The sequence below is a fragment of the Microbacterium sp. cx-59 genome (genome assembly GCF_020805625.1).
Lineage (GTDB): Bacteria > Actinomycetota > Actinomycetes > Actinomycetales > Microbacteriaceae > Microbacterium.
Map to the genome: position 1 here is coordinate 619,454 of NZ_JAJHGO010000007.1, position 12,897 is coordinate 632,350.

Genomic DNA, 12,897 nt, shown 5'->3' on the forward strand with positions numbered 1-12,897 from the left:
GCGGATGCATCCGACACCATTGACATGAGAGTGTTCTCACCCGTAGCAGCCCGGTCGACGCGGCGGCGGGGTCGGGCCGCGTTGGCGTCTAACGCAGGAGCGCCCCGATTATCCCGCTCTGGAAGAACACCCACATCAGACCGACGATCACGAGCAGAACGATCGCCGACCACGGCACCTTCCGCTTCAGCCGCCGGCCTCCGGCGGCGACCCCGGGCGGCGGACGGAGCGACCCGGCGGGCGGGTCGAAGGGCACGGATGCGGCAACCGATCCCGACGCCGCGGTGGCGGCATCCGGGGTCGCATCCGTCGCCGCGGCCAGGTGGTCGTCACGCCAGCGTGACCACTGCGTGAGCTTGTCGAGGAGCGCGCCGACGACCGAGAAGAGCCACGCCCACGTGGCGGCGTCGAGCGTGGAGAAGTCCCGCTTTCCGTAGAGGAACAGCCAGTCGTCGACGATCTCGACGTCGAGGGCGGCGGCGTTGTCGATGAAGCGCGCCATGATGTCGGGGGTGAAGAGGTAGAGCGCATCGCGTTCGTAGCCTTCCGGGCACGACAGCGCGAAGTACCTGTCGAAGTCGCCCTCGAGGCTGAGGCGTTGATCGGCGTCGAAGTTCGTCGGCAGGTTCGATGACCCGAAGAGGCCGTTGTTGCCGAGCGCGTCGAGCACGATGTGCGGCAGCGGCACGTCGAGCTTGATCGCGACATACCCCCAGCGATGCGTCGTGCGGTTCTTGCCCGACCCGGTCGTGTACCGGTAGTTCGCGAACTCGACGAAACGGGGAACCTCGCCGCGCACGGCATCACGGGCCTCACGACTCGAGCCGAGCGAGAAGATCATGCCGGGAAGTTTCGGGTTCGGGATGGTGCCCGCGTACGACATGCCGTTCGCGCGTGCGAACATCGCGAGGCGGTACGCGCGAACACCGACGTTGCGAAACGCCCGGACGGCGAGCACCACCCCGAGGGCGACGAGTCCGAACGTCAGAACGGCCGGCACGAGGGCAGCGGCCGAGTCGCTGCCGCCGATCATCGAGATGACGGCGGTGGCGAGCAGCGGCATCGAGATGAGGAGGAACGCGCCGATGACCATGACGAGGAACACGATCCCGAGGACTCTGCCGACGGAGCCGCCCGCATCCGGTCGTGACGCGCGAAACGCGCGCACGGCGGCCTTGTCGACGGGAGCGGTGAGGGCGCTCGCGTCGAACGAGGGCGGGGTCACGCGTTGATCCGATCCGCGTCCCACTGCAGCGAGGAGTTCTGCTCGATCGGGACCGCCTCGAGAGCGGGGTGCGCGCAGAGCGCGGAGACGAGCGCGGTGCTCCCCGCGACGATCGTCGAGTCCCAGTCGATCTCCGAGACGAGCGCCCAGGCCCGGTCGGCCGGCCACACGAGGTTCGGGGAATGCGCGGTCGGCCCGAATCCGGCGGCTTCCGCGTCACGGTCGCGCCACGGCATCCGCTCCACCCACCCCTCTGCCGCGAACTCCGCGATGCCGCCGCGGAACACGACGTAGTCCCGACCGAGCGTGCTGAGCCTTCCCCCGCGCGAGATCTCGTCCGACAGAATGCCCGGCTGCCAGCGGGGCTTGCGGAACGCGTCGTTCAGCGGATCCCGGATGCTGCGAGCGAGGAGTTCGTCGTGCCGGTCCGAGCCGTCGTCGGCCGTGGTGAGGGAGAGGAACGAGCGGGACGGAGTGACGCCGAGGTGGCCGACCAGGTCGCCCCACCCTTCCCACAGCGCGACCACGCCGTCGTCCGGGGTCGTGGTGTGCGCGGCGAGCACACCCGCGAGCGCGGCGAGAACGTCGGCGTCCAACTCGCCGATCGCGGGAGCGCCGTACCGCCAGCCCGAGGCATCCCGGGGTCCGTCCTCGTGCTCGACGGCGACGCCCGGCGCGACGACCCGCTGCCACTGGGCCAGCGGATGGAAGGTGGTGCCGAAGGCGGCGGCGGTCTCGGCCCAGCCGACGCGTTCGACGTCGATCTCGGGGGCCGCATCATGGAATGCGTCCCACTCGCGGCGGTGCGCGGCGTAGGGCAGGCCCGGCCACGGGCGTCCGACGGGCCGGTCCCGGGTCGCGGGATGGAAGATGCGGGCGTAGGCGGGAAAGTATCGCGGAACCGCGTCGTGCATCGTGCCGCGCCACGGTTCGTCCAGGCTCGCGCGCAGCCAGTCGGCGTTCGGTACCTCGGGGGTCCACTGCATGCGGCACACGCTACCGGCCGTGCGCACGGATGCATCCCGCCACCCGACTCGTGGTTAGCTGAGGTCGACGCCAGACGTCGCGAGAGTTTCCACGGTCGCGCGCAATGCCCACCTGAGGAGATCTCCATCGAGTTCGACGTTCAACCCCACATCCGCACCCTTGCCCTCATCGACTACCTGGTGGAGAACCCCCGGGTGTGCCGCGGCCGGGTCGGCGACGAGTCGGTGCAGCACGCGGCGGTTCGCGATCTCTGCGAGATCGTGGCCGAGGAGATTTCGGGGGTGACGACGGCCCTCACCCTCGAACACGTGGATCTGGCGCTCGCCGATCCGGCGCTCGAGCAGCGGGTATGGGTGCGGGTGCTGGACGAAGGACCCGCGACGAAGACCAATCTGATCAAGGCCTTTCTGCACAAGATCGACTACCGGCGCTGACCGGCTCGGCCCCAGTTACACGGGCGAGTTCGGACCCCTCCCGATCTAGGCTGTGTGCGTGAGCGACATGCAGACCGCCGAGCGGATCGTCCGTCGGTTCGCCCGCGGCACGAACCTGCTGATCGCCGGGCGACCCGCCCGCATCCGCCGCCCGCTCGACGCCGGGATCGCACCCCTCGCGGAGGAGCTCGAGCGGATGCTGCGCGCCCTGGGCGCCGTGATCGTGACGGATTCCGCGGGGGCGGGAACCGTCGAGTACGCGTTCGACCTGCTCCCGGCCGGTGCGGATCCCGTCGACGTTCCCCTCCTGCTGGACGGCGCCCCGCTCCCCGATCGCGGCGACGCCGCGGGGCGGATCGCGTTCGCCGGGGCGCACATGCCCGTGTCGCGCCGGGTCGCCGCGGGACTCGATCTCCGCGGGCTCCGGGTGGGCGTGGCGATGGTGCTCGAACCGAAGACGGCTCAGCTCGCGCTCCTTCTGCGCGCGGCCGGTGCCGAGGTCGCGGTCTACGCGCACCCGGACGAGACGGATGCGGACGTCGCCGCCGCGCTCCGCGCCGACGGCATGCCCGTCGATGCGGATGCGGCGCTGTCGGGCGAACGCGAGCGGCAGAGCGCGCTCGGGTTTTTGCGACGCGGCTTCGACGTGCTGATCGATGACGGCTCGCACCTGATCCGGCTCGCGCACGAGGTGGACCCCGCGATCGTCGACGGCTGGATCGGCGCGAACGAGGAGACCACGAGCGGGCTGACGCCGCTGCGGGCGATGGAACGCGCCGGCGCCCTCCGCATCCCCGTGCTCGCGGTCAACGACGCGCTCACCAAGACCCGGTTCGACAACCGGTACGGCACCGGGCAGTCCTGCGTCTTCGCGATCGCCGACCTGCTCGACGAGGTCGGAATCTCGCTCCGCGACCAGCCGGCACTCGTGATCGGGTACGGCCCGGTCGGCGAAGGGGTCGCCGCGCAGCTCGCCGCGTTCGGCGCCGAGGTGCGGGTCGCCGAGACCGACCCGGTGCGCGCGCTCGTCGCGCGCCACGACGGTTTCGTCGTCGAGCCCGCGCTCGTCGCCGCGCCGGATGCGCTGGTGGTGTCGGCGACGGGCGTTCCGGAGACCGTGACCGTCGGCATCCGGACGGCCGCACGCATCGTCGCGGTCGCGGGCGGGGTGCCGGGCGAGGTCGACCTGGCAGGAGCCGAGTTGTCGCCGGTCTCCCGGCTCGACGGTGCGGTATCGCGGCACGTGGAGCGCGTGTCGCCGGGCGGCGCACTGCTCATCGATCGCGGCGGCGGGGTGAACATCACCGGCGCAGAGGGCAACCCGATCGAGATCATGGACCTCTCGTTCGCCGTGCAGCTCGCCGCGCTCGATCACCTCGTGCGCACGCGCCCCCCGATCGGGGTGCACGCCCTTCCCGCCGAGATCGACGATGTCGTCGCCCGTGCGGCGCTCGACGCTCGAGGCGTCGCCATCGACCTCCGCGCCGACCCGCTCGCAGCCGGGTCAGGGGCGCCGTCCGACTGGTACTCCCCGCGCTACGACCGCCCGGGCGCCCCCGACCCGTCGGGCGCCCTAGACGGTGCGACCACCCCTGATCCCGGCGCGCCCGCTGTCCGTGCCCCTGCGACGGAAAGACCCGCATGAACCCGATCGTGCTGTACTCGGCTGCCCTCGTGGTGCCGATCACCGCGCCCCCCATCCCCTCCGGCGCCATCGCCGTCCGGGGCGACCGCATCCTGCACGTCGGCGACGGCGCGTGGGTGCGCCGCGAACTGCGCGAGCGCGGCCTCGATTTCGACGAGGTGCACTGGCCGGGCGTGCTCATGCCCGGACTCGTCAACGCGCACACGCACCTGCAGTACTCGGGCATGGGGTCGGTCGGCGAGGGGCGGTATCAGGGCTTCGACGACTGGGCGCGTTCGTTCACGCCGGTCTACGACGCCGGCCGGGACTGGGCAGCGGATGCGGCGGCGGGAGCGGCGGCGATGATCACGGCCGGCACGACCGCGGTGGCAGACATCGCCACCGACGCGTCGGCCAGCGGCGCGCTCCACGATGCGCGGCTGCACGGCATCACCTACTGGGAGGTGATGAGCTGGACGAACGCCGCGTGGGCGACCCGCGGGCGCGCCGAAGTCGAGGCCGCGCTCGATGCGCTCCCGGCCCCGCCCGGCACGGGACTCTCGCCGCATGCGCCGTACTCCCTCGACATCGAACCCCTCCTCGAGATCCCCGACATTGTGCGCGAGCGCGGCGGCCGCATCCATCTCCACCTCGGTGAAGCGGCGCTCGAACGCGAGTTCGCGCACACTCACGCGGTCGCCTGGCAGGACCGCAAACCCGAGAGTTTCCGCCAGCTCCGCGACGCCGGGTACGGGGTCGGGGCGACCGAGTTCGTCGACGCGCTCGGGGTGCTCGGCCCCGACTGCCACATCGCGCACGGCGTCTATATGACCGCGCGGGACCGGGCGATCCTCCGGGCTCGCGGCACGACGGTCGCGCTCTGCCCGCGCTCGAACGAGGTCATCGGCCTCGACGAGCCGCCGGTCGCGGCCTACCTCGCCGAGGGCAACCCGATCGCCGTCGGCACCGACTCCCGTGCGTCCAGCCCGTCGCTCGACCTGATGGGCGACGTGGCCGCGCTGCACCGCATCGCCCGCGCGCAGGGGTACGCGAACCGCGACCTTCCCGAGCAGCTGCTGCGGGCGGCGACGCTCGGCGGCGCGCACGCCATGGGGCTCGACACCGGTCCGGAGCGCATCGGCTACCTCGCCGTCGGCGCGGTCGCCGATCTGGCCTTCTTCGACATCGCGGCGAGCGATCCGTTCGACACGCTCGAGGGCCTCGTCACGGATGGCGCCGGGCGTGCCGCGGCGACGGTCGTCGCCGGCGAGCCGCGCTTCGCGAGCCCCGCATTCACACAGCAGACAGGAGTCACCGTATGAGCGACGCGAGCAGCATCCGGCCCCTGACCGCCGATCGACTCGGACTCGACCCGCATCCGGAGGGCGGCTGGTTCCGCCGCACGTGGACGGCGACGGATGCGGTGTCCACCCCGGCGGGCATCCGCCCGGCGGCGACGTGCATCCACTACCTGCTGACCCCCGGTGAGCAGAGCGCCTGGCATGTCGTCTCGAGTGACGAGATCTGGCTGTGGCACGGTCCGGGAACGCTCGAGCTCTCGTTCGGCGGCACCGGCGCCGAGCCCGCCGACGCCACCATCGTGCGGCTCGGCCCCGACCTCGCGGCCGGTGATCTCGCGCAGGCCGTCGTGCCGGCGGGCACCTGGCAGGCCGCCCGCCTCGCGGGCGACGCCGAGGTGCTCGTCAGCTGCATCGTGTCGCCCGGTTTCAGCTTCGACGACTGGCGCCTCGCAGAATGACTAGGCTGAGCGCACTCCGCGACCGCAGCAGTCTCGGAACCCGCCCCCGCACCATCGTCCACGAGGAGACTCCGTGACCGCTTTCGCACGCCTGCGCCGGACGGCGGCGTTCGCCGCCGTGACCGCCGCAACCGCTCTCGCCCTGACCGCCTGCGCCTTCGCCGGCGACGCCCCCGCCGCGTCGGGTGGCGCAGAGGGAGACCTGCCCACGGTCACCGCCGGCAGCCTCACGATCGCCACCGGCGAACCGGCCTTCGAGCCGTGGGTCATCGGTGACGACCCGTCCTCGGGTGAAGGATTCGAGTCGGCCGTCGCGTACGCGGTCGCCGAGAAGCTCGGTTTCGCGAAGGACGACGTCGTCTGGGTGCGCAGCACCTTCGACTCCGCCATCGCACCCGGCGCGAAGGACTGGGATCTCAACATCCAGCAGTTCTCCGTCACCGACGAGCGCAAGCAGGCCCTCGACTTCTCTTCGCCGTACTACACGACGACGCAGGCGGTCGTGACGACGGCGGCCTCGCCCGCCGCATCCGCGACCAGCGTCGCAGAGCTGAAGGACTACACCGTCGGCGTCATGACCGCGACGACGAGCTACACGGTCGCCGAAGAGCAGCTGGGCGCCGACCGCCTCAGCGTCTACAACTCGAACGACGACGCCGTCGCCGCGCTCCAGTCCGGCCAGGTCGACGCGATCGTCGTCGACCTGCCGACCGCGTTCTACCTCGCCGGTGCCGTGCTCGACGACGGCAAGGTCGTCGGTCAGTTCCCGGACTCGTCGGCCGGGGGCGACGAGCTCGCGTTCGTGCTGCCGAAGGGCTCCGAGCTCACGTCCGCCGTGTCGGATGCGGTCGACGCGCTGCGCGAGGACGGCACGCTCGCCGAGCTCGAGCAGACGTGGCTCAGCGACGCGGTCGACGTGCCGGTGCTCTCCTGATCCGATGACGTTGCCCAGGGCGGACGCCGCGTGGCGCCCGAGCGACCTCGAAGTCGCTCGGCGCGCCACGCGGCGTCGTCAATCCACGAAGTCGGTGCTGATCGCGCTGGTGAGCACGGTCGTGTTCGTCGGCGTCATCGGTTTCGCGATCCTCTCCAGCCCCGGGTGGGAGAGCGTCCGGGCGAGCTTCTTCGACCTCGACGTCGCGATCGCGAGCTTCCCCGCGATCCTCGCGGGGTTGTGGGTCAACATCCAGGTGCTGTTCGTCGCCGCGATCGCCGTCGCGCTGCTCGGCACCCTGCTGGCGGTGCTGCGTTCGCTGCGCGGGCCCGTGTTCTTCCCGCTCCGGGCGCTCGCGACGGTATACACCGACCTGTTCCGCGGCATCCCGCTGCTGATCGTGCTCTACCTGGTCGGCTTCGGCATCCCGGCACTCGGAATCTTCGGCCGCGTTCCGGTCGTGCTCTGGGGAACCATCGCGATCGTTCTCACCTACTCGGCGTACGTCGCCGAGGTGCTGCGCGCGGGAATGGAAGCCGTGCACCCCTCGCAGCGCATCGCCGCCCGGTCGCTCGGGCTCTCGCACGCGCAGACCCTCCGGATCGTCGTCATCCCGCAGGGCGTGCGTAAGGTCGTTCCCGCCCTCATGAACGACTTCGTGTCGATGCAGAAGGACGTGGGTCTGATCTCCGTTCTCGGCGCGGTCGACGCGGTGCGCGCGGCACAGATCGCGGTCGCACAGAGCTACAACTTCACGCCCTACATCGTCGCGGGGCTCCTCTTCGTGATCCTGAGCCTTCCGATGATCCGACTGACGGATGCGGTGGCCGCGCGCCTGGCCCGTCGTGAGCAGATGGGCGGTGTCGTGTGAGCGTGCTCGAGGTGACCGGCGTCCGCAAGAGCTTCGGCGATCACGTGGTGCTGGACGGCATCGACCTGTCGCTCGACAAGCACGAAGTCGTGGTTCTGATCGGTGCGTCCGGATCGGGCAAGTCGACGCTGCTGCGCACGATCAACCTGATCGAGCAGGTGGACGACGGGCAGATCCTGCTCGGCGGCGACGACATCACCGATCCGCTCGCGGATCCGGATGCGGTGCGCGCTCGGATCGGCGTCGTGTTCCAGCACTTCAACCTGTTCCCCCACCTTCGCGTCATCGAGAACATCACCCTCGCCGCGCGGCGCGTCCATGGCATCCCGAAGGATGCGGCGCGGGCCCGCGCGATGGAGCTCCTCGAGACGCTCGGGCTCGCGGCGAAGGCGCGCGAGTACCCCGACCGGTTGTCGGGCGGGCAGCAGCAGCGCGTCGCGATCGTGCGGGCGATCATGACCGACCCGGAACTCCTCCTCCTCGACGAGATCACGAGCGCCCTCGACCCGCAGCTCGTCGGCGAGGTGCTGGATCTCGTTCGCACGCTGAAGGTGCGGGGCTCGACGATGCTGATGGCGACGCACGAGATGTCGTTCGCCCGCGAGGTCGCCGACCGCATCGTGTTCATGCAGGGCGGGCGGATCGTCGAACAGGGCGCGCCCCGTGAGCTGCTCGATCACCCCCAGCATCCGGAGACCATCCGCTTCCTCGAACGCGAGCGCCGCGGCGGCGAGGTCGTCTGACGCGTCGCCCGCGCGACCGACCTCGCGCCGGGTCTGACCCTTCCCGCCCGCGCGTCGCGGCCGCGCCGGCTCCGGCTATGCCGGACCTTTCCTGCAATGGCGCCACTTTCCTGTTGTCGCGCCAGAAATTACTGGCGCGCGAGCAGGAAACTGGCGCCCTCCCGGAGCGAGCGAGCGAGCGAGCGCCTGAGCCCGCGCAAGCCCGCGACCGCGAGCCCGCGACCGGCAGTGCGCAGGCGTGAACCGGCTCAGCTCATGCGCGAGGAGCAGGCGCCGTCGGGGCCGGCGGCGGCGGTGATGGATTCCGCCGCCTCGGCGAGTCCACGGATCTGCTCCGGCGTCAGCGCCGCGAACACGAGCCGCTGCACGAACTCGACGTGATCCGGGGTGGCTGCGGCGACCTTCCGGTAGCCGTCGCGGGTGAGCACGGCGCGGGTCGCGCGGCGGTCGTCGGGGTCGGCTTCCCGGCGCACCCAGCCCTGCTCCTCGAACCGGCTGACCATCTTCGAGATGCGCGAGAGCGCGCTGTTGGCCATCCGCGCGAGCTCGGTGAGCCGCATCGACCTCGTCTCGGCGAGAGCGAGGGCCGACAGGGCGCCGTACTCGGCGTTGCTGATGCCGGCGTCTCGCTGCAGCTGGATGTCGAGGGCCGCGGGGAGCCAGGTGGTCATGCCCATCAGTGCCCGCCAGGCGCGCGTCTGCTCGGTAGTCATCCCGGGGATCAGTGCATCGGCCACGCTCTGAGCGTATCGGAAAACTTGACCAGGCAAGTATTCTGGGCCAGAATTCACGTGACGAGGAAAGTATTCACGAGGAGAACGACATGACCACCGGTGTCCGAACGGCATCATCCACCCCGCACCCGGCGTCCGACGCGCACCTGCTGCACGCGGCCACCGAGATGGGCGCGGTGACGCTGCGCGTCGCCGACCTCGACCGTATGCGCACCTACTTCGCCGCGGGTGTCGGCCTCGATGTGCTCTCCGACTCCGGCGCGGTCGTGACCCTCGGTCGCGGCGGGATGCCGATCGTCGTGCTCGAGCACTCGCCGCTGCTGCGGCTCGCCTCCCCCGCCGACGCAGGTCTGTACCACACGGCGATCGTCTTCGACTCGGAGCGAGACCTCGCCCGCGCGCTGCTCTCGGTGGCGCAGAAGTTCCCCGGCAGTTTCACCGGGTCGGCCGACCACATCGTGAGCAAGGCCTTCTACTTCGACGACCCGGAAGGAAACGGCGTCGAGCTCTACTGGGATCGCCCCCGCAGCACCTACCGGTGGGTCGACGGCACGCTGCAGATGGGCACGCTCCCCCTCGATCCGAACCGCTACCTCGCCGAGCACCTGGGGACGGATCCGGATGCGGAGGCGCCCGCATCCGGCGCGAAGGTCGGGCACATCCACCTCCAGGTGGGCGACGTCGACACGGCGCGCGAGTTCTACGTCACACGCCTCGGGTTCGATTCGGTGATCGAGATGCCGGGTTCTGCGCTCTTCGTGAGCGCCGGTGGCTACCACCACCACATGGCCATGAACGTGTGGCGTTCGCGCGGAGCCGGACCCCGGGTTCCTTCGCTCGGGCTCGGTTCGGTGCGGATCGAAGTGCCCGGCGCCGACGATCTGACCGCCGTGCGCGAGCGGCTGACGCACTACGGGCATGCGGTCCGCGACGACGGGCAGTCGATTCGCGTGTCGGACCCCTGGAACAACGAGATCGAGATCGCCGCCGCCGCGCGGCGCGCAGGAGAGGACGGTGCCGCATGATTCCGGCAGCCCAGGTACGCACGACGGTTCGAGTGCCCGTCACCCTGCCGCTCGGCGGGGGCACGGTCGACGCCGACGTCTTCACGTTCGACGGACTGGTCGACGGGAAGGAGCACCTGCTCCTCGCCCTCGGCCCGTGGCGAGGACTCGTCGGTGCGGAGACGGATGCGGCCGCGCCGCTCGTGCGTCTGCACAGCGAGTGCCTCACCGGGGACGTCTTCGGATCCGAGCGCTGCGACTGCGGCCCGCAACTGCACGAGGCGCTCGAGCGGCTGTCCCGCGAGGGCGGGTTCCTCCTCTACCTCCGCCAGGAGGGTCGAGGCATCGGACTCTACGAGAAGCTCGACGCCTACGCGCTGCAGGACAGCGGCCTCGACACCTACGAGGCGAATGTGGCGCTCGGTCACGGCGAGGACGAGCGCGACTACACGGTGGCCGCCCAGATGCTGGCGGCGCAGAACATCCCGCGCGTGCGCCTGCTCACCAACAACCCCGAGAAGGCGTTGCAGCTGCAGGCCGACGGCATCCGCATCGACGAGGTCATCCCGACCGGCGTGCACCTGACGAGCGGCAACGCGCGGTACCTCGCGGCCAAGCGCGACCACACCGCTCACACGCTGCAGCTTCCGGCCGCGTGAGCCGCCGACACGCCGACAGTCGGCATCCGCTAGACTGTGGAGGTTGTCTGGTCGCAGCCATGCCTGCGTAAGCCCCGACGACGTGCATCAACCCTCCTGCTGCCGGGAAATGCCCGGTAGCCGTTCTAGTCCGAAGGAGGTGGGTTAGTGACGCACTCACACCAGTACGAACTCATGGTCATCCTCGACCCCGAGGTAGACGAGCGTCAGGTCACCCCGAACCTCGACAAGTTCCTGAAGGTCATCACGAATGATGGTGGCTCGATCGACGGTGTCGAGGTATGGGGTCGTCGTCGGCTCGCATACGAGATCCAGAAGAAGACCGAGGGCATCTACGCCGTCGTCAACTTCACCGCCACGAGCGAGGCCACGCAGGAGCTCGACCGCCAGCTGAAGCTGAGCGAGCTCATCATGCGTACGAAGGTCCTCCGCGCAGAAGAGGCCATCGCACTGGTCGCCTCCGAAGCGAAGCGTGCCGAGGAGAAGGCTGCCCGCAAGGCTGCTGCTCCCGCGAAGGCTGCAAAGGCGTAAGCCTCATGGCTGGCGAAACTGTCATCACCGTCGTGGGAAACCTCACGGCCGACCCCGAACTGCGTTACACGCAGAACGGGCTGCCCGTCGCGAACTTCACGATCGCCTCGACTCCGCGCAACTTCGACCGTGCGTCGGGGGAGTGGAAGGACGGCGACGCGCTGTTCCTCCGCGCGAGTGTCTGGCGTGAATTCGCTGAGCACGTGGCGGGATCGCTGACGAAGGGAAGCCGTGTCATCGCGACCGGTCGCCTGAAGCAGCGCTCCTACCAGGACCGCGAGGGCCAGAACCGCACGTCCATCGAACTCGAGGTCGACGAAATCGGCCCGAGCCTGCGTTACGCCACCGCACAGGTGACGCGCGCAGCCGGTGGAAGCGGCGGCGGCAACGGCGGCGGCGGCGGCGGACAGTCTCGCGGCCAGGTCGCGGATGAGCCGTGGGCCACCCCCGGCTCCGCAGGTGGCAACACCAACGCGAACGCGAACAACAGCTCGAACAGCGGCGGCGGAGCCGACGCCTGGGGTGCTCCTGGCACCTACGGCGACGACACCCCGTTCTGATCTCACGATTCCGGATGCAGCATCGCTGCATCCGACACAACTTCTAAGGAACCAACATGGCTGGAAAGTCGAGCGGCGACCGCCGCAAGCCGCGGAAGGGCGCGAAGAACGCTGCTCCCGCGAAGGCGATCCGCGTTGGCGTCATTGATTACAAGGACGTCAGCACGCTTCGCAAGTTCATCTCGGAGCGTGGCAAGATCCGCGCCCGTCGTATCACCGGAGTCTCGGTGCAGGAGCAGCGTCTGATCGCCCGTGCGATCAAGAACGCGCGCGAAATGGCGCTCCTGCCCTACGCCGGCGCTGGCCGCTAAGGGGTATCGAGATGGCAAAGCTGATTCTCACGAACGAAGTCACCGGGCTCGGTAGCGCCGGTGACGTGGTCGAGGTCAAGAGCGGGTACGCCCGCAACTACCTCATTCCCCAGGGCTTCGCTGTGACCTGGTCCCGCGGTGGCGAGAAGCAGGTGGCGTCGATTCGCGCCGCTCGCGACGCCCGCGCGATCCACGCACACGAAGACGCTGTGGCTCTCAAGAACGCGCTCGAGTCGAGCAAGGTCACGCTGACCGTCAAGGCGGGTGCCGAAGGGCGTCTGTTCGGTTCGGTCAAGACCGGCGACGTCGCTGACGCTGTCAAGTCCGCCGGCATCGGCGAGATCGACAAGCGCAAGGTTCAGATCACCTCCCCGATCAAGTCGGTGGGCTCGCACGAGGCGACTGTTCGTCTGCGTGACGACGTCACCGCCGTGATCACCCTCCAGGTGGTCGCCGCGAAGTAATACCTCGCCCTCACGGGCACACCGGATGGCGCGGAGTCCGATCGACTCCGCGCCATC

The 12,897-nt window shown here is 70.0% G+C and carries 16 protein-coding genes; 13 read left to right on the forward strand and 3 right to left on the reverse strand.

All coding sequences use genetic code 11. The features are described 5' to 3' along the window. Positions 1-88: 88 nt before the first annotated feature. Positions 89-1,225, reverse strand: coding sequence for a hypothetical protein (locus LMI96_RS10405; protein ID WP_228361417.1), 1,137 nt, complete (start codon positions 1,223-1,225; stop codon positions 89-91). Beyond that, entirely contained in the window at positions 1,222-2,211 is a 990-nt protein-coding gene (locus LMI96_RS10410) for a hypothetical protein (RefSeq protein ID WP_228361418.1), read from the reverse strand. Before LMI96_RS10410 ends, LMI96_RS10405 begins: the two co-directional genes overlap by 4 nt. A 180-nt stretch (positions 2,212-2,391) precedes the next feature. Between LMI96_RS10410 and LMI96_RS10415 the strand changes: the two genes are divergently transcribed. The 7 genes from LMI96_RS10415 (at position 2,392) to LMI96_RS10445 (ending at position 8,577) form a co-directional block, all read left to right on the forward strand. Next, complete coding sequence (locus LMI96_RS10415; RefSeq protein ID WP_228361419.1) at positions 2,392-2,646, forward strand: hypothetical protein; 255 nt, start codon at positions 2,392-2,394, stop codon at positions 2,644-2,646. Positions 2,647-2,713: 67 nt separating this feature from the next. Continuing rightward, positions 2,714-4,291 (forward strand): adenosylhomocysteinase, encoded by a 1,578-nt coding sequence (locus tag LMI96_RS10420; protein ID WP_228361472.1) that lies wholly within the window; start codon positions 2,714-2,716, stop codon positions 4,289-4,291. Then, a complete protein-coding gene (locus tag LMI96_RS10425; RefSeq protein ID WP_223721990.1) occupies positions 4,288-5,592 on the forward strand; it encodes an amidohydrolase family protein in 1,305 nt (434 codons plus the stop codon). The genes LMI96_RS10420 and LMI96_RS10425 overlap by 4 nt, the downstream gene beginning before the upstream one ends. After that, positions 5,589-6,029, forward strand: a complete 441-nt coding sequence (locus LMI96_RS10430; RefSeq protein ID WP_223721989.1) for a cupin domain-containing protein — start codon at positions 5,589-5,591, stop codon at positions 6,027-6,029. The genes LMI96_RS10425 and LMI96_RS10430 overlap by 4 nt, the downstream gene beginning before the upstream one ends. Positions 6,030-6,102: 73 nt before the next feature. Further along, positions 6,103-6,963: an ABC transporter substrate-binding protein gene (locus LMI96_RS10435; RefSeq protein WP_228361420.1), complete on the forward strand. Its 861-nt coding sequence runs from the start codon at positions 6,103-6,105 to the stop codon at positions 6,961-6,963. 4 nt (positions 6,964-6,967) lie between these two features. Next, the gene (locus LMI96_RS10440; protein ID WP_223721987.1) at positions 6,968-7,834 is read left to right on the forward strand and encodes an amino acid ABC transporter permease; all 867 of its coding nucleotides are present in this window, start codon (positions 6,968-6,970) and stop codon (positions 7,832-7,834) included. Beyond that, positions 7,831-8,577, forward strand: a complete 747-nt coding sequence (locus LMI96_RS10445) for an amino acid ABC transporter ATP-binding protein (RefSeq protein ID WP_308015761.1) — start codon at positions 7,831-7,833, stop codon at positions 8,575-8,577. Before LMI96_RS10440 ends, LMI96_RS10445 begins: the two co-directional genes overlap by 4 nt. Before the next feature lie 248 nt (positions 8,578-8,825). Here the strand turns inward: LMI96_RS10445 and LMI96_RS10450 are convergent, their stop codons facing one another. Continuing rightward, positions 8,826-9,314 (reverse strand): MarR family winged helix-turn-helix transcriptional regulator, encoded by a 489-nt coding sequence (locus LMI96_RS10450; protein ID WP_228361421.1) that lies wholly within the window; start codon positions 9,312-9,314, stop codon positions 8,826-8,828. A gap of 86 nt (positions 9,315-9,400) precedes the next feature. Here LMI96_RS10450 and LMI96_RS10455 point away from each other — a divergent pair, with 86 nt between their 5' ends. The 6 genes from LMI96_RS10455 (at position 9,401) to rplI (ending at position 12,840) form a co-directional block, all read left to right on the forward strand. Then, positions 9,401-10,336, forward strand: coding sequence for a VOC family protein (locus tag LMI96_RS10455; RefSeq protein ID WP_228361422.1), 936 nt, complete (start codon positions 9,401-9,403; stop codon positions 10,334-10,336). After that, positions 10,333-10,974 (forward strand): GTP cyclohydrolase II, encoded by a 642-nt coding sequence (ribA, locus tag LMI96_RS10460; protein ID WP_223721984.1) that lies wholly within the window; start codon positions 10,333-10,335, stop codon positions 10,972-10,974. The genes LMI96_RS10455 and ribA overlap by 4 nt, the downstream gene beginning before the upstream one ends. Positions 10,975-11,148: 174 nt before the next feature. Beyond that, entirely contained in the window at positions 11,149-11,505 is a 357-nt protein-coding gene (rpsF, locus tag LMI96_RS10465; RefSeq protein WP_223722536.1) for a 30S ribosomal protein S6, read from the forward strand. Positions 11,506-11,510: 5 nt separating this feature from the next. Continuing rightward, positions 11,511-12,065 carry a single-stranded DNA-binding protein gene (locus LMI96_RS10470; RefSeq protein ID WP_228361423.1) on the forward strand — a complete coding sequence of 185 codons (555 nt, stop codon included), beginning with the start codon at positions 11,511-11,513 and terminating at the stop codon, positions 12,063-12,065. A 56-nt stretch (positions 12,066-12,121) separates the two neighbouring features. Next, positions 12,122-12,376 carry a 30S ribosomal protein S18 gene (gene rpsR / locus LMI96_RS10475; protein ID WP_223721982.1) on the forward strand — a complete coding sequence of 85 codons (255 nt, stop codon included), beginning with the start codon at positions 12,122-12,124 and terminating at the stop codon, positions 12,374-12,376. A gap of 11 nt (positions 12,377-12,387) precedes the next feature. Next, on the forward strand, positions 12,388-12,840 hold the full coding sequence (gene rplI / locus LMI96_RS10480; protein WP_228361424.1) for a 50S ribosomal protein L9: 453 nt from the start codon (positions 12,388-12,390) through the stop codon (positions 12,838-12,840). Positions 12,841-12,897: the final 57 nt, after the last annotated feature.

Bases quoted from the DNA above. Each gene is read 5' to 3' on its own strand.
- LMI96_RS10410 (WP_228361418.1), bottom strand. From the start codon at position 2,211: ATGCAGTGGACCCCCGAGGTACCGAACGCCGACTGGCTGCGCGCGAGC.
- LMI96_RS10420 (WP_228361472.1), top strand. From the start codon at position 2,714: ATGCAGACCGCCGAGCGGATCGTCCGTCGGTTCGCCCGCGGCACGAAC.
- LMI96_RS10425 (WP_223721990.1), top strand. From the start codon at position 4,288: ATGAACCCGATCGTGCTGTACTCGGCTGCCCTCGTGGTGCCGATCACC.
- LMI96_RS10430 (WP_223721989.1), top strand. From the start codon at position 5,589: ATGAGCGACGCGAGCAGCATCCGGCCCCTGACCGCCGATCGACTCGGA.
- LMI96_RS10440 (WP_223721987.1), top strand. From the start codon at position 6,968: ATGACGTTGCCCAGGGCGGACGCCGCGTGGCGCCCGAGCGACCTCGAA.
- LMI96_RS10455 (WP_228361422.1), top strand. From the start codon at position 9,401: ATGACCACCGGTGTCCGAACGGCATCATCCACCCCGCACCCGGCGTCC.
- ribA (WP_223721984.1), top strand. From the start codon at position 10,333: ATGATTCCGGCAGCCCAGGTACGCACGACGGTTCGAGTGCCCGTCACC.
- rpsF (WP_223722536.1), top strand. From the start codon at position 11,149: ATGGTCATCCTCGACCCCGAGGTAGACGAGCGTCAGGTCACCCCGAAC.
- LMI96_RS10470 (WP_228361423.1), top strand. From the start codon at position 11,511: ATGGCTGGCGAAACTGTCATCACCGTCGTGGGAAACCTCACGGCCGAC.
- rpsR (WP_223721982.1), top strand. From the start codon at position 12,122: ATGGCTGGAAAGTCGAGCGGCGACCGCCGCAAGCCGCGGAAGGGCGCG.
- rplI (WP_228361424.1), top strand. From the start codon at position 12,388: ATGGCAAAGCTGATTCTCACGAACGAAGTCACCGGGCTCGGTAGCGCC.